This window comes from Uliginosibacterium aquaticum, from assembly GCF_012972705.2.
Classification (GTDB): Bacteria; Pseudomonadota; Gammaproteobacteria; order Burkholderiales; family Rhodocyclaceae; genus Uliginosibacterium; species Uliginosibacterium aquaticum.
In genome coordinates this window covers 240,165-264,501 of the sequence record NZ_JABCSC020000001.1, presented here as the reverse complement: position 1 = coordinate 264,501, position 24,337 = coordinate 240,165, and the positions used below count along the sequence as shown (strand labels likewise).

Genomic DNA, 24,337 nt, shown 5'->3' with positions numbered 1-24,337 from the left:
CCGCAGGCCCCGCCCCCCTCAATTTCGTTATTGCCGGGCAATCTGTTTGAAATCGCGTCAGGGCGCACCTGAAAGCCATGCCTGGCGGGGATTGCTCGTAGCGCCCAGGAAAGCAGGCCGGGGCGGGAAAACCCCGAACTGGCGCAACAAGGTGTTGCACCAGCACAACAGCCCTGCTTCATTCAGGGGCTTCGCCGACCTGCGGCGCATGCAGGGCGAACTCGGCCGGAGACAGGCCGATCTCGCGCTTGAACACCACATGCATGTACTGCTGGGTGCGGAAACCACAATGCCGGGCAATCTCCGAGGTGCTCAGCTCGCGCCGCGCCAGCATGCTTTTGGCCTGGGCAATGCGCCGACGCAACAGCTCGTCATGCACGGTCACCCCCAACTGGGTCAGGAAGCTGCGCTCCAGGGTGGCACGCGACACGCCCATGAAATCCGCCACCTGCTGCGCCTTGATGCAGCGCCCCAGTTGCGCATCGATGAATTCCAGCGCGCCACTCACGAGAGTGCTGGCCTTGCTGCTGGTCGCCGCCAGTTGCACCCCTTGCGGCGCAATCGCCAGCCCGGCCGGCGCCTCCAGCGGGCGCTGCAGGCGCCGGCGCAACAGCTCGGCGGCCTTGCGCCCGATTTCTTCGGCAGGCTGGGTCACTGAAGAAATCGGCAGCGGTGACAGGGCGGCCACTAGCGGATCATTGTCGATTCCGACGATCGCGATGTCGCGCGGAACCTGGCGCCCCGCCTGCTCGCACAGCTGGAGCAACTCCCGCGCCGCCGAATCATTCACAGCGACTACACCGGTGCGAGTGGGCAGAGCGCGCACCCAGTCGAGATCCTGCATGCTGGCGGTACTGCCATCCGGCGGCGAAACCGCTTCACGCAGGCGCGGATTGGCCCCCGCCTGCTCCCGGAAGGCCTCCAAGCGCTCCCTGGCCCAGGGCATGTCCTGATAACGCAGAAGGGAAAACCCGGCCAGGTACTGCACCCCGTTTTCCCGCAAATGCGCGATGGCCAGTCCGATCATGGCCGCGTTATCCGCACACACCCGCGGCGCCGCAGCGGCGAGTCCGGCACTCGCGGCACTCGCGATGAACACCCCCGGCAACGCGCTTATCCGAGGCAGAACGAGTTCAAGTCCGGGCGTTTCAGCGTCCGTGATGAGGCCATCCATACCGCTCAGATCTTCCGGCAGGCGCTTGCTGATGCTCAGGCGCCAGTCCAGCTCACTGCCGCGCACAAAGGCCCCGACGCCGCTCATCACGGCACGATGGAAAGGTTGCGCGCTATCCAGAACCAGCAGGATATGGCGCACGCGCTTGGTCTTCATCATGACTCCGGTTGAGGTACACAGCCGGCGAGTGTACTGTATTGCTACAAATACATTGTCCGTCTTCCTTGATGCATCTCCGGCTCTACCTGCGCCTGCTGGCCCCCCTGCTGCTGATCCTCGCCCTTGGTGGCTGGCTGGCCATGAACGTGACCGAAGAACTCACCGAGCGCTGGTTCCTGCGCGATCTGGGCTTGCGCGGCAACCTGATTGCCAATGCCCAGTCCGACACCATCAGCAAGGTGCTCGTGAATGGCCAGTGGGAGCGCATCCACGCCCTCTTCGAGCGCACCATCCGCGACGAACGCCTGAGCGCCATCGCCCTGTGCAGCACCGATGGCCTGCTGATGCATCGCACCAAGGATTTTCCGACCGACCTCGACTGCGCCCAGGCCCACGCCCTGCAACGCAGCGGCAACGTGGAACTCACCCTGCCGCTCGGCAAGGTCATGCTGGGGATCTTCCCGGTCAGCACCGAAGAGCATCACATTGCCGATCTGGTCCTGCTGCACGATTTGGCCTTCGTTGAGCGCCGTACCCGCCTGTCGCAGCAATACCTGCTGGTGTTCATGCTCATGATGGGGCTCACCGTCGCCCTGCTAATCGTGCTCCTCACCCAGTACAACTGGCGGCGCTGGAACCTGGCCCTGCGCACAATGCTCAATCCGGCCAGCAACACCCTGGCCGCTCCGCCGGAATTCCGCTCCTTCATGGATGATCTGCGCACCCGTCTGCGCGACCTGGAGGACCACTACCGCCACGGTCAGTACAGCGACGCCGACTGGACCGCGGAACGCTTGCGCAGCCTGCTCGCCAGCCATCTGCATGGCGACGAACTACTGGTCGTTTCCAACCGCGAACCGTGGACCCATGAACGCATCGGCGACGCCCTGCTCGTGCGCCAGCCCGCCAGCGGCCTGGTAACTGCGCTTGAGCCGGTGCTGCAGGCCTGCTCCGGCACCTGGATCGCCCATGGCAGCGGCAACGCGGACCGTGAATGTGTCGACGCGGCAGACCACCTCATGCTGCCGCCCGGGCAACAGGATTACCGCCTGCGCCGCCTGTGGCTCAGCGAGGAAGAGGTGCGCGGCTATTACGACGGCCTCTCCAACGAAGGCATCTGGGCCCTGTGCCACCTGGCTCATGTGCGGCCGGTATTCCGCGAGGCGGACTGGCAGCACTACCGCCAGGTCAATCAGCGCTTTGCCGATGCCGTGATCGCCGAAGCGCGCAGCCACAACCCGGTGGTGCTGGTGCAGGATTACCAGCTGGCCCTGGTACCGGCACTGATCCGCCAGCGCCTGCCGGAAGCCACCATCCTGTGTTTCTGGCACATTCCCTGGCCCACGCCGGAAGCCTTCGGCATCTGCCCATGGCGCAACGAGATTCTGCAAGGTCTGCTGGGTTCGACCATCCTCGGCTTCCAGACCCGTCACCACCAGCAGAACTTCCTCGCCACGGTCGAGCGCTTCCTCGAGGCGCGCCTCGAAACCGAGCGCTCCAGCGTGTTCCATGCCGGCCGCGAAACCCTGGTCGACAGCTATCCGATCTCGATCGCCTGGCCCGCCACCGCGCCTGACAGCGCCCGCCAGCGGCAGCTCGGCCGCGAGACCCTGGGCATCACGGCTGGACAAAAGCTGATTCTCGGCGTCGATCGTTTCGATTACACCAAGGGCATCGAGGAGAAGTTCATTGCCTTCGAACGCCTGCTCGAAAAGCACCCTGAATGGATTGGCCGCCTGTGCCTGCTGCAACTGGCCGCCCCGACGCGTAGCAGCCTCGCCGATTACGCCGCGCTCAGCGAGCGCGTGGCGCGCCGTGCAATGCAGATCAACAACCGCTTCGGCCGCCCCGGCTATACCCCGGTCACGCTGCTCGTGGAGCACCGCGACCAGGCTGCGGTGCGGGCACTGTATGGCGCCGCCGATGTGTGCGTGGTGAGCAGCCTGCACGACGGCATGAATCTGGTGTGCAAGGAATTTGCCGCCACCCGCGACGACGAACAGGGCGTGCTGGTGCTCTCCAGTTTCGCTGGCGCTGCGCGCGAACTCGGTGAGGCCCTGAGCATCAATCCCTACCACACAGAATCCTTCGCCGACACGCTGCAACAAGCCCTGTGCATGCACCCGGCCGAGCAGCGGGAGCGCATGAGCAGCTTGCGTCGGCAGATCCACGACGCCAACGTCTACCTGTGGGCTGGCCGCATGCTTGAGGATGCCGCCCGCTGGCGCTTGCAGGCGCGCATGCATGAGCGGCTGCATCGCTATCAGCACAGCTGAATGCCATCCAGCCGTCGATCCTGCACGCTTGCAGCCTGCCCGCTGCCCATGTCTCAATGCCGCGTCTATGCTTGAATCGTCAAACGCTTCATCCCCGGATTTGCCATGAACCGATTCCCCCTAGCCCTTCTCGCCCTGCTGCTGTGTTCCGCCTGCTCCGTACAAGAGGTAAAGGACGGCAGCAAGAGTGCCAGCAGTGAGGTTTCCAAGGGCGCCAGCACAGTCGCCAACGGCGCGGTGGAGGCGGCCAAGGTCGTCAAGGATACGGCCGTCGAGGCCTATCACGGCGCCGGCGAGATCGGCAAACAGATCGGCAACGATGCCGCCAGCGCCGGCAAGGAAGTAGGCAAGAAGACCCGGGAAACCTTCAGCAAGTAAGCCGCTGCCAGAGCACAAAAAAAAAGGCCCGCCGTGAGGCAGGCCTGAATTCAACTGTGAAGGAATCTTTGCAGACAAGGCGCGGATCAGAACTCTTTGACCAGACCGATCTTGGTCAGGCGGCTGTCCAGCTTGCTGGCCGTCGATGAAGTCCCGAAACCGGAAGCTGTGCCATCGAACTTGCCACCGATCTTGTCCTGGTTCCGCTCCCAGTCAGTCTTGGTCACGGCCGAGTACAAATAGACGCTCTTGCTCAGGAAGTAGGTGCCGCCGAATTGCCAGGCATGGCCACTGTTACGCTCGTCCCCCACGTCACGCACGATCGAATAGCCGAAGCCGATGTTGGCCTTGGCATTGAAGTTGTAGGACACCACCAGGTTGGTGTTCTTGTCCTGGAAGGGCTTGCCCGCCGCGTAGCCTGAGTTGTTGATATACACACCCGCAATCTTCAGGCCTGCCCACGGAAATAGGCTGAAGTAGGTGCGCTGGAAGTGGAAACCGTCTTCTGCCGTCGCATTGCTGGTGTAACGCGTCCAGCGGTCATAACCGCCATCAATCAGCTTGCCGAATTTCCACTGGATGCCGCCTGCCAGCACATCGCCGCTGCCGGTGCCATCTACATTGCTGGCGCCGCTCTTGCGGGCTTCACCAAACGAGTAAGTACTCATCGCAGCCAGCTGGAAGGCGCCAATGCTCAGTGTCGGGGTGATGTACTTGGTGGTGCGGTCGGTCAGGCTGGAGGCGCGATAGCCCGAGATGCCGTACTTGACCAGTTCAGTATCCTTCGGCTCGACCATATAAGGCTTGGTTGCCACGTAGAACTCGTCACCGGCGTTCTGCACGCCCCAGTGGAGCTCACCGAGCAGCTTGCTCTTGAGATAGACCGCCTTCTTGTCGTTGGAAGTCAGACCGCCGATACCGGCCAGCGTCGAGGTCGTGCTGTTGTTCACGCCCTTGCCGTCATGGAAGTTGGAGAAGCGCATGTCGAGGCTGACCCCGGCTTCCAGATCATTGTTGATGGTTTCCTTGGCCCCGATCGTGATGCGCGAAGTGGAAGCGCTGCCATCGGTCAGCTGTTCGGTCGTGCTACCACCACAATCGCCGGAAGTGCCGCAGACGCCGTCTGCCTTCTGGGTCATACCGAACTGGTAGCCGGCATCCACCTTACCGCCAATGGTCACGGAAGTCTGAGCAAAAGCGGTGCCGGACATCAAACCGGCTACAGCCAGAGCAATAAGTTTTTTCTGCACGATTAGTCTCCTGACATTATTTGAATGATCCTCCGGTCGTGCCGGCATTACAGCCAGATCCGCTCCCCGCGGGGTTCCGGCTTGCGGCGGCACGACTGTTGATCAGAGGCAGGGCGATTTGACCTGCAGCCGCAAGCGGGCTCAATTTCGTAATCCGCCAGCGGCACTTACGAAATAAAAAGATCAATCCACCCATACACAGGATTAATGGACTCGGGCAGCGCCAGACGGCGCTTCCTGCCACAATTCAGGCGTACAAGAACAGCGCCACCCAGCCCCCGCCATGTCGCATCCATACAACAAAGCCAGCATCCGCATTCGCGGTGCTCGCCAGAACAATCTCAAGAACATCAGTCTCGACATCCCGCTCGGCGAGCTGGTGGTGGTGACCGGTCCTTCCGGCTCGGGCAAGAGCTCGCTGGTCTTCGACACGCTCTATGCCGAGGGCCAGCGCCGTTACGTCGAGACCTTCTCGCCCTACGCGCGGCAGTTCCTCGACCGCATGGACAAACCGCAGGTTGACGCCATCGAGGGCGTGCCGCCAGCAATCGCCATCGACCAGAGCAATCAGGTGCGCACCTCGCGCTCCACGGTCGGCACCATGACCGAGCTGGCGGACTACCTGAAGCTGCTCTACGCCCGCGCCAGCCATCTGTACTGCAAGGGCTGCGGTGCCAAGGTGGAGAAAGAAACGCCGCAGAACATCCTCGCCACGCTGGCCACGCGCTGCCCGCAGCATGAGGACCCGCGACTGGCCATCGTCGCACCGCTGCCGGTTCCCGAGAATTTCACGGTTGAAGAAATGCGCGGCCATCTGGAGCGTCAGGGCTTTACGCGCATCACCGGGGATGACAAACGTATTCTGGTGACGGTGGATCGCTTCCGCTTCGGCAATGCCGAAACCGCGCGCGTCAGCGAAGCGCTGGAGGCAGCACTGAAACTCGGCAACGGCAAGCTCGAAGTGCATCTGGGCGGCGAAGCCCTGCTCGATGCAGCCGCCGGGCAGGTCTGGAAATTCTCCGCCGACCTGCACTGCGCCGAGTGCGATATCCACTACAGCGCGCCCACCTCGGCCAACTTCTCCTTCAACTCCGCCGTCGGCGCCTGCGAAACCTGCAAGGGTTTCGGCCGCGTGATCGGCATCGATCCCGGCCTGATCGTGCCGGACGAATCGAAGACCCTCGCCGGCGGTGCGGTGAAGCCCTGGCAGAGCGAGAGCTACAAGGAATGTCAGGACGACCTGATGAAGATGTGCCGCCTGCGCGGCGTGGCCACCGACATCGCCTGGCGCGACCTGCCTGCAGAACATCGGCATTGGGTCATGGAAGGCGAGCCGGAGTTCAAGAACTGGCAGCGCCACTGGCCGAAGTACTGGTACGGCGTACGCAGCTTCTTCGACTGGCTGGAAACCAAGGCCTACAAGATGCACATCCGCGTGCTACTCAGCCGCTACCGCGCCTACACCGACTGCCCGGCCTGCGCCGGTGCGCGCCTGAAGACGGATTCGCTGCTGTGGCGCGTGGGCAGCAAGGCGCAAGCTGACGCGGCTCTCGGCATTTCCCCTCGCCCGCTTGCGGGAGAGGGTGGCCCGCAGGGCCGGGAGAGGGCGCTCGGCAAGCACGCCCCCCTCTCCCCTAGCCCCCCTCCCGCAAGCGGGAGAGGGGAGTACGTTCCGGCGCAACGCCATCGCTTCCGCCCGGTCGGCATGCACCTCAAACAGGAAACGCTCGACGCCCTGCCCGGCCTGTCGTTGCACGACGCGATGAGCCTGCCGATCGAACGCGCGCGTGATTTTTTCCGCGAGCTGCAGATCGAAGGCAGCGCGGGCGATGCGGTCGATCTGGTGATGAACGAGATTCGCGGGCGACTCAGCTATCTGTGTGAAGTGGGCCTCGGCTACCTCACGCTGGATCGCCAGAGCCGCACGCTCTCAGGCGGCGAAGTGCAGCGCATCAACCTGACCACTGCGCTGGGCACCTCGCTGGTGAACACCCTCTTCGTGCTCGACGAACCCTCCATCGGCCTGCATCCGCGCGACATCGACCGCATCAACGGCGTGATGCGCCGCCTGCGTGACGCGGGCAACTCGCTGGTGGTGGTGGAGCACGACCCGGCCGTGATGCTCAATGCCGATCGCATTGTCGACATCGGCCCCGGCCCCGGTGCTGCGGGTGGCAACATCGTGTTCAACGGCACGCCGGACGAGCTGCGCGCCCGCACCGACACCCTCACCGCCCAATACCTCGGCGGTCACAAGCAGGTCGACGCCGGCCTCGTGCGCCAGACAGTCGAAGTCAAAACGCCGCGACTGAAGCTGCTCGGTGCAACCGCCAACAACCTTAAAAACGTGGACCTCTCCATCCCGCTGGGGCGACTGGTCTGCGTCACCGGCGTGTCCGGCTCGGGCAAGTCCACCCTGATTCAGGATGTGCTGTGGCCCGCGCTGAAGAAGGCCAAGGGCGAAGCCACCGAAGCGCCGGGTGCGTTTGCGAAGCTCGTCGGCGAAGAGCTGATCGAAGCCATTGTCATGGTCGATCAGAGTCAGATCGGCAAGACCACGCGCTCCAATCCAGCCAGCTACGTCGGCGCCTTCGATGTGATCCGCAAGCGCTTCGCGGCGCTGCCCGACGCCGAGCAGCGCGGCTACACCGCCGGTACCTTCTCCTTCAACTCCGGCGACGGCCGCTGCCCCACCTGCGGCGGCAATGGCTTCGAGCACGTCGAGATGCAGTTCCTCTCCGACGTGTATCTGCGCTGCCCGGACTGCGATGGCAAACGCTACCGCCCCGAAATTCTTGAGCTGCAACTGCAGGGCAAGAACATCGCCGAGGTGCTGGAGCTGACCTGTGCCGACGCGCTGAACTTCTTTGCCGGTGACAAGGATCTGGTGCGCGCCATCCAGCCTCTGGTCAACGTCGGCCTCGATTACCTCACCCTCGGCCAGCCAGTGCCGACGCTCTCCGGCGGCGAGGCGCAGCGCCTCAAGCTGGCCGGGCATCTGGCGGAATACGCAGCCAAATCATCAAAGAAGAAAGCCTCCACAAAAGGCAGCCTGTTCCTGTTCGACGAACCCACCACAGGCCTGCACTTCGGCGACATCGAGAAGCTGCTGCGTGCCTTGCGTGCGCTGGTCGATGCCGGCAATACCGTGCTGGTCGTCGAGCACAATCTGGATGTCATGCGCGTATCCGACTGGCTGATCGACCTCGGTCCGGAAGGTGGCGACGCCGGCGGCGAAATCCTCGTCGCCGGTACGATTGAAGACCTGATCGCCGAGCCGCGCTCGCATACCGGCCGCGCGCTGGCGGAATACCGGCTCGATGCGGCGCCGCTCAAGGCTGCCGAGCCACGCGTGCGCTACCTGGCGGTGCAGGCGCCCGACACCATCCAGATCACCCACGCCCGCGAGCACAACCTCAAGAACGTCTCACTGGCGATCCAGCACAACAAGTTCACCGTGGTCACCGGCGTGTCCGGCTCGGGCAAATCCACGCTTGCTTTTGACATATTGTTTGCCGAAGGCCAGCGCCGCTATCTCGAATCGCTGAACGCCTACGCGCGCCAGTTCGTGCAGCCGGCGAGCAAGCCGGATGTGGATGCAATTCACGGCATTCCGCCCACCGTGGCCATCGAACAGCGCACCAGCCGCGGCGGGCGCAAGAGCACCGTCGGCACACTCACCGAAGTGCATCACTTCCTGCGCCTGCTCTTCGTGAAGCTCGGCACCCAGCATTGTCCGGACTGCAACTGCGCGATCGAGCCGCAGAGTCAGGACGCCATCGCGGCACGCCTGCTGCGCGACTATCGCGGTCAGAAGATCGGCCTGCTCGCCCCGCTGGTGGTCAATCGCAAAGGCCTGTACACCGAGCTGGCACGCTGGGCCAAGAACAAGGGCTACACCCATCTGCGCGTCGATGGCGAATTCCTGCCGGTCTCGCCCTGGCCGCGGCTGGACCGCTTCAAGGAGCACAACATCGAGTTGCCGGTATGCGATGTGGATGTGCATGCCAACCACGAGGCCGAGCTGCGCGAGAAGCTTGCCGACGCGCTGGGCATCGGCAAGGGCACGATCCGCGTGATCACGCCGGACGGCAGCGACGCTGTGTTCTCCACCCTGCGCGCGTGTCCCTCCTGCGGCACCAGCTTCCCGGAGCTGGATCCGCGCCTCTTCTCCTACAACTCCAAGCACGGCTGGTGCGAGAGCTGCTGCGGCACCGGCGTGGAGATTCCGAAATGGATGAAGGACCCGGAGGTGGACGTCGCCGAAATGGAATTCGCCGGGCTCGATGACGAGGACGGCGCGGAAGTCGAATGCCGCAGCTGCCACGGCGAGCGCCTCAACCCGGTGGCGCGCGCGGTGCGCTATCGCGACGTATCAATCACCGGCTATAGCAAGCGTTCGGTGAACGCGCTGGGCGAATGGGTGAATGGTCTGCAGCTTGAAGGCCGCGAAGCCGGCATCGGCCGCGACATCATCAGCGAGCTCAAGCACCGCCTCGCCTTCCTGCACGACGTGGGCCTCGGCTACCTCGCGCTGGATCGCGCCGCGCCCACGCTCTCCGGCGGCGAGGCCCAGCGTATCCGTCTGGCCTCCCAGCTCGGCAGCAATCTGCGTGGTGTGTGTTACGTGCTCGACGAACCCTCGATCGGACTCCACCCGCGTGACAACAGCGTGCTGCTGGACATGCTTGAAGCATTGCGCGCCAAAGGCAACACGGTAGTGGTGGTGGAGCACGATGAGGAAACCATCCGCCGCGCCGACGAAGTTCTGGACCTCGGCCCCGGCGCCGGCACGCGCGGCGGGCGCCTGATCGCCCAGGGCACGGCCGCACAGCTGATTGCCTCGCCTGACTCGGTCACCGGCCAATGCCTGCGCGAACCGCTGCAGCACCCCCTGCACAGCCGCGCTGCGCCTGGATCTGCAGACCCCTTCATCGAGCTCACTGGCGGCACGCTGCACAACCTGCAGGATGTAAAAGTGCGCGTGCCGTTGAACCGGCTGACAGTGGTCACCGGCGTGTCCGGCTCGGGCAAATCCACGCTGGCGCGTGATGTGCTGCACGCCAACCTGAAGCGTCTGATCGGCGGCGACGAAGACGAGAAGGCCAAACCGGCCGGGCGCAAATCCGCCAAGCCGATGCCGCGCACCGAGAAGCTTGCCAGTGGCATACAGGGCTGCACCTCCATCACCGGCTGGCAGCCAGTGGGCCGCGTGCTCGAAGTCGACCAGACGCCGATCGGCAAGACGCCGCGCAGTTGTCCTGCAACCTACGTCGGCTTCTGGGATGAAATCCGCAAGCTCTTCGCCAACACCGAAACCGCCAAGCTGCGTGGCTGGCAAGCCGCACGCTTCTCCTTCAACACCGGCGACGGGCGCTGCCCGAGCTGCGAAGGCGCGGGCGTGCAGACCGTGGCGATGAGCTTCCTGCCGGACGTGAAAGTGCATTGCGAAGTCTGCGATGGCGCGCGTTTCAACGCCGACACCCTCACCGCCCTGTGGCGCGAGAAGAGCATCGCGCAGGTGCTGGCGATGGAAGTCGACGAGGCCGTCGAGTTCTTCGCCGCGCATCCCAAGGTGTCGCATCCGCTCAGGCTGCTGCAGGATGTGGGCCTCGGCTACCTCACGCTGGGCCAAGCCTCGCCAACGCTCTCGGGTGGCGAAGCGCAGCGCATCAAGCTCGTCACCGAACTGGCGAAAGTGAAGACGGACCCGGCCGCGCGCGCTTCAAAGTTCAAGAGCCCGCACACGCTCTACGTGCTGGACGAACCCACCGTCGGCCTGCATATGGCTGACGTCGCCAAGCTGATCACCGTGCTGCATCGCCTCGTTGAAGCCGGCAATACCGCACTGGTCATCGAGCACGATCTGGACGTGATGGCCGAAGCAGACTGGCTGATCGACATGGGGCCAGAAGGTGGCGACGAGGGCGGCCGCGTGGTGTATGAAGGCCCGCTGCAGGGGGTACTGCAGGCGAATAGCCACACCGGCAAGGCGTTAAGAGACTTTCTCAAGCGCACACAGCAGGAAAACTAAGCCTGGGAGTAATCCACGTCGCGCAGCGAGACTTCGCGACGTGGGCCTCACTCCCGCGGGGTGGGGTTAGAGTTCGACGGCCAGCCCCAGGTAGCCCACGGCCGATACCCGGTTGGCCGGGCATTGGCCCTGCAAGCTTTGCTGCGAACGGTCGGCCACCTCCTGATGGCGCTCGCCGATATTGATCGCATTCAGCGAAAACTCGTACTTGCGCCCGCCAATCCGGGTGGCATAAGCGATGCGCGCATCGAAGGTGTTATAGGCCTTGGCGACATAGCTGTAGATCGGCACCATGCCGTCCCCACCCGCCAGCGGGCCCATGCGAAAAGCCGAGATCATCGAGCTCCAGCCTGCACCCCAGCCTTGCTGCCAGGAAAGACTGACGGTGTAAGGAGAGACGCGGTGCTGCAGGGCCTCGTCCGAGTCCATCCTCACCATGCTGTGATTGAAGATCCAGTTGCCCTCACGCCAGGGGCTGAACTTGAACTGGTATTCGATGCCGGTGAGGGTGACCGGATTCGCCGCATTCACATACTGCGCGGAATCCGTGTAGGTGTTCAGAACCGGCGATAGCGGCGACACGGCTGCCTGACGGTAGATGAAACCACGCACCCGCTCACGGTACAGGCGCACGTCAAGTGAGGATGCCATAGGCTTGAACCGGCCCAGATAGCCAAGTTCCACGCTATCCACCTGGGCCTGCCGGAGATCGGGATTCGGCACATAGGGATGCTGGATCAGCAGCCCGGTGTTCTGCTCGGTCGCTCGTACATCGCCCGAGGTTTCGAAGGTCGGACGCTGGGTCCAGGCCCGCGCGGCACCGGCGCGCAGGGTGTCGCTGGCACTGGCCTGCCAGTTCAGGAACAGTCGCGGCGCTACATGCGCCGGCTCATGCTCGTACTGCTCCAGGGCTGCGCCGCCCGTGAGCTGCCAGCCCGGCCGGAATTTCCATTCGGCATTGCCGAAGAGACGCCCCATCTGGGTCACAATCGACTCATCGCCGGCATACAGATAGTGCGCATCCACTTCATCGCGGCGCACTTCAAGGCCCCACACGGTCTGGGTATTGCCCGTCGGTGAGAGGCGCTGTTGCAATTCAACGTGATCACGCACCGCGCGCCGGTCGAGATCCACTGGCACCACCGGGCCTCCCGGAAAATACGGCGAATCGGCTCCGCGTGCGTTCCAGCGCTCGGCTATCCGTTCCTGATTGCGGTAGTAGTGCAGCAGCAACTCCTCGCCCGCTTTCGGCGCATGACTCCACTCGGTATGGAAGGTGTAGCTCTGGCTGCGGATGTCGCGCAGCGCATTGTTGCTGTTGACCGAGTCCGGATAGCCGGCCCCCTTGTCGGCATCGCTGCCCGCCAGACGCACGCTGACTTCGTCGACGGCACTGATCCGGTAGTCGCCACGCAGGCTGAGGATATTCACCTCACGGCTGTCATTCAGATTGGCAAAACCACTGTCGCGCTGGCGCTGGGCATTCACACGCAAGCTCATGTCACCCAGCTTGCCGTTGCCTCCGGCAGCAATATCGAGCAGGCCGGGATATCCGCCATTGATGGCAACATGCCCGCCCGGCGCCTCATCGCTGTGACGCGTGATGATATTGATCACACCGAGGAAGGCATTGGCGCCATACGTAACCGGGTTGGAGCCACGCACCACCTCGATGCGCTCGATGTCATCAATGGTGATCGGCAGGGTGCTCCAATCCACCCCGCCAAAGGCGGCCGGCGAATACACCGAGCGGCCATCGATCAACACCTGCATCTCCGAGGGATAGGTGGAGGACAAGCCGTGATAGGTCACCCACTGCGTGGTGGCACGCTCCTGCCCCACCTGCATGCCCGGCACGAGGCGGAACAGGCGGCCGATATCACGATAGCCGGTCGCCTTGATGAACTCGCGATCCAGCACGGTCACCGCCCCCGGCGCTTCATTGAGCGGCTGGGGCAGGCGCGAAGCCGTCAGCACCGTCGGCAGCTCTTCAAAGTAAGGAGCTTCGCTCGCCGCACTAAGGCCGGGATGCAGCCAGGCCGGAAGGGTCAGGATGAACAGGGTAGTCACACGCATGCGGCGGATTATAGGCATGCCAACAGACTGCTGAACTGTGGAATATGTCACGCTTGTGACCGAATACCACCCACCACTGCGGCCCGGCTGCGATCTGTGCTAGCCTCTGATTCGCCCGCGCGCCCTGCGCCCGGCCCTGTTTACCCTCCCCTCGCAGCTCAATGAACCAGACCGCATCATCGCTTCGCCACCACGGCCTTGCCCACCTGCCGCAGGCCCGTCGCGTCAGCCCCCTGCGCTGTTTTTCCTGGCTGGCCGCCGGCTGGCGCCTGTTTGCAGCCCATCCGGCAGACTGGATCCTGATGGCCCTCGGCGCCTTCGCGCTGCTGGCCGTGTCCACCTTGCTGGTGCCCATCCCGCTGATCGGCCCGATCCTGCCGCCCTTGCTGCTGGCCCTGCTGATGGGCGGCATGCTTGAAGCTGCCGACAAGCAACTACACCCAGATCGCTCACCCTTAGAACGAATGGAAAATGGGCAGTGGATTGAAATTGAACCCAACACCGCCCACACAGGCTTTGTGACCTTGTTCTCGGGGTTTCGCCGTCATGCTGGCAACCTGACCCTGGTCGGCCTGTTCTACGCGATCCCACTGGTGCTGCTGCACCTGCTCGCCTACCTGGCCCTGAGTGGCGGCCTGCTGGTGAGCCTGCTGGGGATTTCGCTGGGCGCCACGGTCAACAGCCTGGCCGCCAGCGCCATGGGGGTACTGGCCGATCTGGGCGTGGCCCTCGGTGCATTCCTGCTGTTGTGGGGCATGATGCTGCTGGCTCTGCTGCTGGCCCCGGCCCTGATCATGAAGGACAACATCGCCTCCTTTGACGCCATGCGCCTCTCCCTCAAGGCCAGCCTGCGCAATCCCGGCGCGATGTTCATGCTCGCGATCATGTTCTACCTGCTCTTCATCCTGGCCTTGCTACCGGCCGGGCTGGGCATCCTGATCTATATCCCGGTCGTCGTCGGAGCCGTCCAGGCGGCGCATACCGAACTCTTTGAACCGGATCCCGAGCCGCCGCTGCCGAACGGAGCCAACACCTGATGCAGGCCAGAAGCTTTCCGCCCGCCCAGGGCTGGCAATGGCTGAAGACCGGGTTTGCAGTGTGGCGCCGCGCGCCGCTGATGCTCATCGCGGCCAGCATCACCCTGCTGATGACACTCTTTGTGGCGCTCATCATCCCGCTACTGGGGCAATTCCTGGCCTCCTTCGTGCTGCTGCCGCTGGGCGTTGGCATGTTCCTGCTGTGCGGCGCCGTCCGCGCTGGCCAGCCAGCCCAGCCCGGCATGCTGTTCCGCGGTTTCCGCCTGCATCTGCCGGAGCAGGTGGTGCTGGGCCTGCTGCGTATCGCCGGACAATTGCTGGTGATGTGGCTAGCCGGCCTGCTTGCGGGAGTCGACGGCTCGGCCCCGCTGCTGCAAGTGGCCGAAGATGGCCAGAGCGCCAGCATTACGCCCGAGCTGCAGCCCTTCATGTTGTGGGGCCTCGTCCTCGGTCTGCCACTGGAAATGCTGTTCTGGTTCTCGCCGGTCCTGATCGCCCTGGCCGAGGTGAAGCCCATGAAGGCGGTGTTCTTCAGCGCGGTAGCCTGTTGGCGCAATCTGGGCGCGATCTGCGTCTTTTTCGCGGCCTGGGCGGTGATCTGCGTGGCGCTGCCAGCCATGCTGGTCAGCCTTGCGCCGGCCTTGCTGAGCCTTCTTGCTCCGCCAGCCCTGCTGATCATGATGCCGGTCTTCTACGCCAGCTTCCATGCCGCCGCCTGCGACATCTTCGGCGAGGCCCTGCAGGCATGAGCGTCAGCCCGCCGCTGGGTATTCTCGGCGGCACTTTCGATCCGATCCACTATGGTCACCTGCGCATGGCCGAGGAAGCCCGTGAGGCACTCGGCCTCGCCCGGGTGCGCCTGATTCCCGCAGGCCGCCCGCCACATCGCGAGCAACCCGCCACGCCAGCCGAAATGCGTCTGGCCATGACTCGTCTGGCGGTAGAGGATTGCCCCCATCTGGAAGTCGATCCGGCCGAAGTACTCGCCGATGCCCCCAGCTACACCGTGCCGACACTGGAGCGCCTGCGCGCCGAGCTCGGTCCGGACCAGCCGCTGGTACTGCTGCTGGGCATGGACGCCTTTCGTAGCCTTGCCAGCTGGCACCGCTGGCAGGATCTGTTCAGCCTCGCCCATATCGGTGTCGCGACCCGCCCTGGCTATACCCTCGCCGAGCAGACCCTTGGCGACAGCCTCGCAACCGAGCTGCAAAGCCGCAACGCGGCCCGCCCCGGCCTGCTGGCCGCAACACCAGCCGGCCGCATCGCCAGTTTCGCGATGACTCCGCTAGCCATTTCGGCCACCGCCATTCGCGCCACCCTCACCCACCACGGCAGCCCGCGCTTTTTGCTGCCCGACGCGGTTCTGGACTATATTCAGGACCATCATCTCTACCAGACCTGACGCACCCGCTACATGGAACTCCGCAAGCTGCAGAAAATCGTCGTTGATGCTCTCGAAGACATCAAGGCGCAAGATATTGAAGTCATCAACGTCACCAAACTCACCTCGCTGTTCGATCGGGTGATCATCGCCAGTGGCAGCTCCAACCGCCAGACCCGGGCATTGGCCAACAATGTGCAGGAAAAGGTCAAAGAGGCCGGCGGTGAAGTACTGAGCACCGAAGGTGAGGAAAGCGGCGAGTGGGTGCTGGTCGATTTGGGCGACATCGTCGTTCATCTCATGCAACCAGCCGTACGCGAGTACTACAACCTCGAAGAGTTATGGTCCACCACCCCGGCTCGTCGTGGCAAGCTGATCGCAGCCAACGAGGCGGCGGCACGCGAGTAATCATCCAGCCATGAAACTGGTCATCGCCGCAGTCGGCACCAAGATGCCGGCCTGGGTCGAAACCGGATACGCAGAATTCGCCAAGCGCCTGCCGCGCGACTGTCCGCTCGAGCTGCTCGAAGTCAAAGCCGAGCCCCGTACCACCGGAAAAACCCCGGCGGCCATGATGGCGGCAGAAGCTGAGCGCCTGCGCGCTGCCCTGCCTGCACGGCGCCGGCTGGTGGTGCTGGATGAACGCGGCGACGACATCAGTACCCGCCAGCTCGCCGAACGCCTGCAGAAATGGATGGGCATGGGCGACGATGTGGCCTTCGTGATTGGCGGACCGGACGGGCTGGATCCTGTGCTGAAGGCCGAGGCACAGGAGAAGATCCGTCTCTCCAGCCTCACCTTGCCGCATGCGATGGTACGGCCCTTGCTGGCCGAGGCCTTGTACAGGGCCTGGAGCCTTGTGAACAACCACCCTTATCACCGTGAGTGAGGCCGCCATGCCGCCCTTCAGCCATCCACGCATCTATCTGGCCTCACGCAGCCCGCGCCGGCGCGAGTTGTTGCACCAGATCGGCGTCGAGTTCGACACCCTCACCTTCCGCGCCCCGCCGCGCGATGATGCCGACGTATCAGAAGCCGTGCTGCCCGGCGAGGATGCCGAAACCTATGTCCAGCGCGTGGCCTGTGCCAAAGCCGACGGAGCCTTGCGCCGCCTAGGCTGGCGCAGCCTGCGTCCGCAACCGGTGCTGTCGGCCGATACCACGCTGGATCTGGACGGGGAGATCATCGGTAAGCCGGATGATGAGACCCACGCCGTCGCCATCCTGCGCCAGTTGAGCGGGCGCAGCCACCGCGTACTGACTGCCGTAGCAGTCGCTGACGCGAGTCGCATGGAGCACAGCCTGTCGGTCAGCACGGTGCATTTCCGCCCGCTCGACGACGAGGATATCCGCCGCTACATCGCGAGCGGCGAACCTTTCGACAAGGCCGGCGCCTATGGCATCCAAGGGCGGGCAGCAAGCTTCATCCGCGAGATCAGCGGTTCCTACACCGGCATCATGGGCCTGCCGCTGTTTGAAACCTCGGAGTTGCTGCGCAAATTCGGACTAGAAGTCTGATCACGAACGGCGCTGGCCTCAGAAGCTGTTCACGATCTGACTGCGAGGCCGCTCTTTGATCACTGAGAGGGCTCATGCGCTGCTCGGAATCCTCATTGATCAACATAAACTCCGGTTCCTGTGCGGCTCTTCCCCACGGTTTGCTTTGCACAGCAAACCGGCTGCGGCAGGGCAGAGCAGGCTCTGCTAAACCCTGCCTCGCCCCTGCTGACGGCCTCTCGCTACAGATCGTGAACAGCTTCTCAGCGCCGCTGCAGACCTGCCTGTGCTGACAGCCAGGCCAGTGCCAGAAAAGGCCACAGCGAACTGACCAACTGGGTGAGACCGTAGAAATTCAGGAAGTGCCCCTGCTGCAGGGTGCGGACCGAAGCGTCGATGAAGGGATTGTCCGGCGCAAGATTGACCAGCACGGTACTCAGCAGCAGAGTCAGGCTCACCAGCGCGTGCTGGCTCCAGCGCGGCAGACGCAACGCCAGCACACTCAACACGGCCCCCAGCAGCAAGCCCCGCACAGCGCCCGGCGTCGCCCATTGCCAGGGATCGGCCGGCACCAGAAACAAAGCACACGCCAGGGTGCGCAGGGCCAAGCCTGCCAACAGCACGCCGAGCAGGCGCGGCAGCGAAGCTTCACGACTGCCGCGCGCCAGCAGCAGTCCCAGCGCCAGGGTGCTGCTGGCGACCACCGCCGTCTCCAGCAGCAGATAGCGGCGCGCCGAGAAAGCCAGCGGCGCCGGCAGATCCAGCAGACTACGCAAATCTCCATTGCCGAAGAGCAGCCCGGTCGGCTCCAGTTGCGCCAACCACCACAGCCCCACCAGCAGCAGTCCGAACTCTCCGGCATGCCCCGGCAACAGCGCTTGACGCCGCCAGCGCTGCAGGGCTCCACCCTCAGCCAGGAAATGTCCCCAGCGCAAGCCCGCCAGAGCGCCCAGCACTCCGCCAAGGGTATTGGTGGCCAGATCGAGATTCGACGAGATACGCCCCGGTAACCAGTTCTGCGCGAACTCGATGGCAAAACTCAGCAACAGACTGGCCAGCAGGACGCCCAGCACGATCCGGCCCGGCTTGCGCCGGCTGGCGATGCTGGCCGCCAGGGTAAAACCGAAAGGCAGGAAGCCGGCGATGTTGAGCCATACATCGAGCTGAGAGATGTATTTCTGCCAGGGCGCCACAAGAAAGGCCAGCGGCGACACGCCCGGACTGGTCCAGCCGGAGAAAGGGTGCAGGCAGGCATACAGGGTGAGCCCCAGCCACAGGGCGCACAGATAGCGAGGCAGGCGACCGTGGGGGTTCATCCGGCCGCCAGGCTCACGGCCGCGGGGGGGTGTGCTCGGTCAGAGCGGCCGCCATTCCGTGATGCGCGGCCTCCCCAAGATGATGACCATGGTGCTGGCGCATGCCCTCGGCCGCTGTAGGCAGCCACTGCGGCAACAAAGAACCCGCCACCATCGCCGCAACGCTGGCGAGAAGGCCGATGAACTGCGGCGGAATGGTCATCGCCAGTTCGATCCAGGCATCAGGCGCCGGCAGCCAGCCCATCATCGGCAGCAACAGACTGATCCACACCAGACCACCGAAGGCAATAGCAAAGATCGCCCCCTGATTGGTTGCACGCTTCCAGTACAGGCCAAAGGCAAGCGGCGCGAAAGCCATGGCCAGCGTCACCGAATAAGCCTGCTCGACCATCTGGTAGATCGAGGCCTCGCTGTTGAGCGCGAAACTCAGCGTGAGGCCAGTGAAGATCACCACGATGATGCGTGTCATGCGCAGGAAGTGCACGTCGCTCATCCCGGGCATGAAGCCACGCAGCACGTTTTCCGAGAATGTCACGGAAGGCGCCAGCAAGGTGCCCGAAGCCGTACTCATGATGGCGGACAACAGGGCACCGAAGAACAGCACCTGCGCCATCACCGGCATGTGCGTCAGCACCAGCTGAGGCAGGATCATCTGCGAATCGCCACCTTCGGCCAGGTGAGTGGCCACCAACTCAGGCGCCACGATGGAGGCCGAGTAGGCAATAAAAAGGGGCACAAAGGCAAAGAAGAAGTAGCCCACACCACCGGTGATGGTGCCCCACACCGCACCGGTTTCGTTGCGCGCCGAATTCACGCGCTGAAACACGTCCTGCTGCGGAATGGAGCCGAGCGCCATGGTCGAGAAACCGGCAATGAAAGCCACCCACTGCAGCCAGTTGCCCTTGGGCAGCAGCTCAAGCTTGCCATTGGCCGCCATATGATCGACCACCGTACCTACGCCGCCAGCCATATCGCCCACTGCGTAAGCGATGTAGAGCAGACCTGCAACGATCACCAGCATCTGCATGAAGTCCGTCAACGCCACCGACCACATGCCGCCATAGAGCGTATAGAGCAGCACCACGCCGGTACCAATGACCATGCCCCACTCCGGCGTGATCTGGCCTCTAGAGAGCACGGCAAAGACCAGTCCCAAAGCAGAGATTTGCGCCGCCACCCATCCAAGGTAGGAAATCGTGATGACAATTGAGGTGATGATTTCCACCGCCCGACCGTAGCGACGACGGTAGAAGTCGCCGAGCGTCATGAGGTTCATGCGATACAGCGGAAGTGCGAAAAACAGGCCGAAAAAGATCAGTGCGGCCGATGAACCAAAGGGGTCGGCAATGATGCCGGACATGCCATCCTTGACGAAAGTCGCCGAGATGCCCAGCACGGTTTCCGCGCCGAACCAGGTCGCAAACACGGTTGCGACGGTAATGTAAAAAGGCAGATGGCGACCAGCGGTAACGTAATCGCTCGAGTTTTTCACGCGCGTGGCGGCATATAAACCGATACCCACGGAGACCAGCAAGTACAGAACCACAAAGGCAATCAGCATCTCGAAACTCCGGTGCGCGGGCGTCATGCGCCCGCAGTGCTGCGATCCGGCCATCCGCCGTAGAAACAGGGGTTTAGTGCCGAATTATACCCACAGGGGCAGGTTTCACAGACAGGGGAATCAAGGGTTTTTCCGCTTCGCACGAGCGTGCGAAGGGCAGGCAGAACGATCAGGGCAGACGAATGATCGGCGGGGTCCCGGCAAAGCGTTCCAGGTGCTTTTTAAGCAGGGCGTCAGGCACGCCTTTGCGATCGAGCTCTTCAAGTTTCCGGTTGATCTCGGCAATCAGCCCCAGGTGTGCCGATTTCTTGCTGAACGCAAAATGGATGGGCTGATCCGAAATCATTGGCTGGAGCGCGCTGATCACGCCCGCGTCCGGATGGCTCTGCACATAGGTCATACCCGTGTAATAACCGGTGACAAAATAGTCGATCCGCCCAAGGAGCAGCTTGCGAAAGTTGTTTTCCATGGACGGGGCGCCTTCCATGGTCAGATTCAGCCGCCAGTACTCATCAAAGCCGCCCCCGAAGGTATCGCCTGCGCTGTAGCCTCCCTGCCGCCCTTGCAAGGTGTTCCAATTGCCGAACCTGAAGCGGCGATCTTCGCGCACGAACACGGCAATCGGATTTGCAAACGCGCGGTGGGGCACGAAATTCAGAAACTCCTCACGTTCAGGCGTTTTGCGCAGGCTCAGCAGCATGTCGATCTGGCCATCTGCAGCCAGGGCCAGCGCCCGCTTCCACGGATAGACCAGGGCCTTGAACGTCACGCCGGCTGGCCGGATCAGCTCCAGCAGTTCGATGCTTGCCCCGTCAAAGGCGCTTGCACTCACCGCCCAGTGGTATGGCGGATAACCAGGATTGGTCGAATAGGTGACAACCACAGGCTCCGGCTGAGCGAATGCCAGCCATGGCAGGCAGAAAAGCACACAGCCCAGAGATCGCCGAAATCGCCCACGCACAAGTCTGCTCCTGTTGCGTAACCCACTTCAGCTTAAAGGGCGGCAGAAGACTTCCGCTCCGCCTTGCCCTGATGGCTCACTCAGGCGGCACAAGTTTCAGCGCAAGCCGGAAAGAACCGAACAGAAACCACCGTCGCGCGCAGCGTCGCGGTCAAAGATAGGGTTTCAGCAGGTCCAGCAGAACCAGCCCGGCAAGCATCACGCTCAGCGCGATCAGCCAGCGGTTGCGTCGCTGCTGCAGGGCCATCAGCTCGGCATGGCGTGCCGCTGCGCGCTCCTCTGCATCACTGGCCAGGGCCCGGTGCAGGAGCCGTGGCAGTTGCGGCAGGGTGGCAGCCCAGTTCGGTGCTTCGTCCTTCAGGTGACGGATGAAGGCGCGCCAGCCAATCTGCTCGCTCATCCATTTTTCAAGGAAGGGTTTGGCGGTCTGCCACAGATCCAGTTCAGGATCGAGCTGGCGGCCCAGGCCTTCAATATTGAGCAGGGTCTTCTGCAGCATCACCAGTTGCGGCTGCACTTCCATCTCGAAACGGCGTGCGGTCTGGAAAAGGCGCAGCAGGGTCTTGCCGAAGGAGATGTCCTTCAACGGGCGATCAAAGATCGGCTCGCACACGGCGCGGATTGCGGTTTCGAATTCATCCACGCGGGTGTGCGCCGGCACCCAGCCCGCATCGATATGGGCCTGCGCCACGCGCTTGTAGTCGCGCTGAAAGAAGGCCAGGAAGTTCTGCGCCAGATAGGCCTTGTCGCGGTCAGTGAGGGTGCCCATGATGCCGAAATCCAGCGCCACGTACTGGCCATTGGCGGCAACGAGGATGTTGCCTGGATGCATGTCGGCATGAAAATAGCCGTCGCGAAAAACCTGGGTGAAGAAGATTTCCACCCCAGCGCGCGACAGCGCCTTCAGATCAACCCCCTGAGCACGCAGAGCGTCCGTTCGCGACACCGGCGTGCCGACCATGCGCTGCATCACCAGCGCCCGCTGCGCACAGAAATCCCAATACACCTCGGGCACCTGAAGCAGGCTCGAGTCCTTGAAATTGCGCCGTAGCTGCGAGCAATTGGAAGCCTCACGCATCATGTCCAGCTCGTCTTCGAGATGACGAGCGAACTCCTGCACAACCTCCCGCGGCTTGAGGCGGCGACCGTCGGCCCACAGCTTTTCGATCAGGAAAGCCGCCGTATCCAGCAGCGCCACGTCATGCGCGATCACGGGCTCGATGCCAGGGCGCAGCACTTTCACGGCGACCTCAGTGCCGTCCGGCAGCACCGCGAAATGCACCTGGGCCACCGAAGCGGAAGCCACTGGCTCGGGCTCGAAATGCTTGAATACCTCGCTCACTGGCTGACCATACTCCGCCGCCAGCACCTCCAGCACCTGGTGCGATGGGAAAGGTGGCACCCGATCCTGCAGCAGGGCCAGCTCGTCGGCAATATCCAGCGGCAGCAGATCGCGGCGGGTGGACAGCATCTGGCCGAACTTCACGAAGATCGGCCCCAGCGACTCCAGCGCCAGGCGCAAACGCTCGCCACGCGGCGCCGCAAACTGCCGAGCCGGCAGGAGTCGATGCACCCACTCACCAAAACGGGTATTGGCTGCATGTTCGCGGATCATCTGATCCAGACCGAAGCGCAGACTGACGGTGATGATCTTGGCGAGGCGGAACAGGCGCACGATGGGGCTTGGGCGGGGGAAAGAGGCGATGGTAGCACCGCCTTCGACGAAGGACTGCAGAGGATGGCCGGGCACTCTGTCCCGTCATTTCACTGGCTGGAGCTTCACTCAGCCCTCAGTCCTCGTTACTCAGTCCGGTCTCACTTACAATCCCTCCACCCCAAACCGAGCGCCCTGCCATGACCCGCCCCACCAACGACACCCTGCTGCGCGCACTGCTGCGCGAGCCGACCGACTACACCCCGCTGTGGCTGATGCGCCAGGCCGGCCGTTACCTGCCTGAATACCGCGCCAGCCGTGCTACCGCCGGCAGCTTCATGGACCTGTGCCGCAACGCCGATTTCGCCACCGAAGTCACCCTCCAGCCGCTGGAGCGCTTCCCGCTTGACGCTGCCATCCTGTTCTCCGACATCCTCACCGTGCCGGACGCGATGGGTCTGGGCCTGTCTTTCGCCGAGGGCGAAGGCCCGCGCTTTGCCCGCCCGCTGCGCGATGAGGCCGCGATCCGCGCGCTGGAAGTCGCGCCGATGGAAAAGCTCGACTACGTCTTCAACGCGGTCGCCGCGATCCGCAAGGCACTGGGCAATCGCGTGCCCCTGATCGGTTTCTCCGGCAGCCCCTTCACGCTCGCCTGCTACATGATCGAAGGCCGCGGCTCGGACGACTTCCGCCACATCAAGGGGCTGATGTACTCGCGCCCCGACCTGCTCCATCACATCCTCGACGTGAATGCGCGCACCGTCACCGAATACCTGAACCAGCAGATTGAGCATGGCGCGCAAGCCGTGATGGTGTTCGACACCTGGGGCGGCATCCTCAGCGGCCCGGCCTATCGCGAGTTTTCGCTCGAATACATGCGCCGCATCGTCGCTGGCGTGAAGCGCGAGCACAACGGTGAGCGCGTGCCGGTGGTGCTGTTCACCAAGGGCGGCGGCCAGTGGCTCACCGACATGGCCGACACCGGCTGCGACTCGCTGGGGCTGGACTGGACGGTTGACCCCGCTCAAGCGCGTGCCCTTGTGGGCAGTCGCGTCGCGCTGCAGGGCAACATGGATCCGATCTCCCTGATGGGTTCGGCCGAAGGGGTCGCCGCTGAAACCCGCCGTGTGCTGGAGGCCTTCGGCCCTGCGCCAGGGCATGTTTTCAACCTTGGTCACGGCATTTCACAGCACACCCCGCCGGAGAATGTAGCCGTTCTGGTGGACGTTGTGCACCGCCACAGCCGAGCCCTGCGCACATGAAGCTGGAATGACGGTTTTATTGCAGCCGGGGAAGCGTGAAGCCCGCTGCAACTGGGTTTGCACTAAGTAACAAACACTTGGCGGAAGAGTTTGAGGGGGCTTGACTTATGCACAAGTCGCAGTTCTGCCAGGCACCGCTCCTTCCACAGCTAAGCACAAACCCTTATTGCATACTCATATCATTGATTAGAAAGAAGTTTTTATTATTTGAAGCCCCTTTAACACGAATCACAAAGACGAAGCAAGCCCTGTCCATGCACCGTCAGCGCGATTACAACCCACACTTTTATCCACAGCTTTTGTGGATAAAAAGAAGACCCAA

Annotated in this window: 17 protein-coding genes; 10 read left to right on the top strand and 7 right to left on the bottom strand. The window is 63.4% G+C overall.

Features of this window, described 5'->3' with window-relative positions:
• Positions 1–178 precede the first annotated feature (178 nt).
• Positions 179–1,333: an AraC family transcriptional regulator gene (locus tag HJ583_RS01220; RefSeq protein ID WP_170019809.1), complete on the bottom strand. Its 1,155-nt coding sequence runs from the start codon at positions 1,331–1,333 to the stop codon at positions 179–181.
• 68 nt (positions 1,334–1,401) lie between these two features.
• On the opposite strand from HJ583_RS01220, the gene HJ583_RS01215 reads away from it, so the two are divergent.
• Both HJ583_RS01215 and HJ583_RS01210 read left to right on the top strand, forming a co-directional pair.
• The gene (locus tag HJ583_RS01215) at positions 1,402–3,609 is read left to right on the top strand and encodes an alpha,alpha-trehalose-phosphate synthase (UDP-forming) (protein ID WP_170019807.1); all 2,208 of its coding nucleotides are present in this window, start codon (positions 1,402–1,404) and stop codon (positions 3,607–3,609) included.
• A gap of 105 nt (positions 3,610–3,714) precedes the next feature.
• Positions 3,715–3,987: a hypothetical protein gene (locus tag HJ583_RS01210; RefSeq protein WP_170019805.1), complete on the top strand. Its 273-nt coding sequence runs from the start codon at positions 3,715–3,717 to the stop codon at positions 3,985–3,987.
• Between the two features lie 86 nt (positions 3,988–4,073).
• Here HJ583_RS01210 and HJ583_RS01205 read toward each other — a convergent pair whose 3' ends face one another.
• A complete protein-coding gene (locus HJ583_RS01205) occupies positions 4,074–5,237 on the bottom strand; it encodes a porin (RefSeq protein WP_170019803.1) in 1,164 nt (387 codons plus the stop codon).
• A gap of 283 nt (positions 5,238–5,520) precedes the next feature.
• Between HJ583_RS01205 and HJ583_RS01200 the strand changes: the two genes are divergently transcribed.
• A complete protein-coding gene (locus tag HJ583_RS01200; RefSeq protein ID WP_170019801.1) occupies positions 5,521–11,271 on the top strand; it encodes an excinuclease ABC subunit UvrA in 5,751 nt (1,916 codons plus the stop codon).
• Between the two features lie 66 nt (positions 11,272–11,337).
• On the opposite strand, the gene HJ583_RS01195 is transcribed toward HJ583_RS01200, so the two are convergent.
• Positions 11,338–13,365 (bottom strand): TonB-dependent receptor plug domain-containing protein, encoded by a 2,028-nt coding sequence (locus tag HJ583_RS01195; RefSeq protein ID WP_170019799.1) that lies wholly within the window; start codon positions 13,363–13,365, stop codon positions 11,338–11,340.
• Positions 13,366–13,508: 143 nt separating this feature from the next.
• On the opposite strand from HJ583_RS01195, the gene HJ583_RS01190 reads away from it, so the two are divergent.
• The 6 genes from HJ583_RS01190 to HJ583_RS01165 are packed head-to-tail and all read left to right on the top strand — an operon-like array spanning position 13,509 to position 17,282.
• Positions 13,509–14,384, top strand: a complete 876-nt coding sequence (locus HJ583_RS01190; RefSeq protein WP_170019797.1) for a DUF2189 domain-containing protein — start codon at positions 13,509–13,511, stop codon at positions 14,382–14,384.
• Entirely contained in the window at positions 14,384–15,133 is a 750-nt protein-coding gene (locus tag HJ583_RS01185) for a BPSS1780 family membrane protein (protein ID WP_170019795.1), read from the top strand. The genes HJ583_RS01190 and HJ583_RS01185 overlap by 1 nt, the downstream gene beginning before the upstream one ends.
• Entirely contained in the window at positions 15,130–15,786 is a 657-nt protein-coding gene (gene nadD, locus HJ583_RS01180) for a nicotinate-nucleotide adenylyltransferase (RefSeq protein WP_170019792.1), read from the top strand. The genes HJ583_RS01185 and nadD overlap by 4 nt, the downstream gene beginning before the upstream one ends.
• 12 nt (positions 15,787–15,798) lie before the next feature.
• Complete coding sequence (rsfS, locus tag HJ583_RS01175; protein WP_170019790.1) at positions 15,799–16,173, top strand: ribosome silencing factor; 375 nt, start codon at positions 15,799–15,801, stop codon at positions 16,171–16,173.
• A gap of 10 nt (positions 16,174–16,183) precedes the next feature.
• Positions 16,184–16,654 carry a 23S rRNA (pseudouridine(1915)-N(3))-methyltransferase RlmH gene (rlmH, locus tag HJ583_RS01170; RefSeq protein WP_170019788.1) on the top strand — a complete coding sequence of 157 codons (471 nt, stop codon included), beginning with the start codon at positions 16,184–16,186 and terminating at the stop codon, positions 16,652–16,654.
• Between the two features lie 7 nt (positions 16,655–16,661).
• Entirely contained in the window at positions 16,662–17,282 is a 621-nt protein-coding gene (locus tag HJ583_RS01165; protein WP_170019786.1) for a Maf family protein, read from the top strand.
• Positions 17,283–17,524: 242 nt separating this feature from the next.
• Here the strand turns inward: HJ583_RS01165 and HJ583_RS01160 are convergent, their stop codons facing one another.
• The 4 genes from HJ583_RS01160 to ubiB all read right to left on the bottom strand — a co-directional run bounded on the left by HJ583_RS01160 (position 17,525) and on the right by ubiB (position 22,774).
• Complete coding sequence (locus HJ583_RS01160; RefSeq protein WP_170019784.1) at positions 17,525–18,577, bottom strand: VanZ family protein; 1,053 nt, start codon at positions 18,575–18,577, stop codon at positions 17,525–17,527.
• 13 nt (positions 18,578–18,590) lie between these two features.
• On the bottom strand, positions 18,591–20,138 hold the full coding sequence (locus tag HJ583_RS01155; RefSeq protein ID WP_170019782.1) for a sodium:solute symporter family protein: 1,548 nt from the start codon (positions 20,136–20,138) through the stop codon (positions 18,591–18,593).
• 169 nt (positions 20,139–20,307) lie between these two features.
• Positions 20,308–21,066: a substrate-binding periplasmic protein gene (locus HJ583_RS01150; RefSeq protein WP_170019780.1), complete on the bottom strand. Its 759-nt coding sequence runs from the start codon at positions 21,064–21,066 to the stop codon at positions 20,308–20,310.
• A 184-nt stretch (positions 21,067–21,250) separates the two neighbouring features.
• Entirely contained in the window at positions 21,251–22,774 is a 1,524-nt protein-coding gene (gene ubiB, locus HJ583_RS01145; protein ID WP_170021284.1) for a ubiquinone biosynthesis regulatory protein kinase UbiB, read from the bottom strand.
• A 179-nt stretch (positions 22,775–22,953) separates the two neighbouring features.
• Here ubiB and hemE point away from each other — a divergent pair, with 179 nt between their 5' ends.
• A complete protein-coding gene (gene hemE, locus HJ583_RS01140; RefSeq protein WP_170019778.1) occupies positions 22,954–24,015 on the top strand; it encodes a uroporphyrinogen decarboxylase in 1,062 nt (353 codons plus the stop codon).
• The last annotated feature ends 322 nt before the right edge of the window (positions 24,016–24,337 follow it).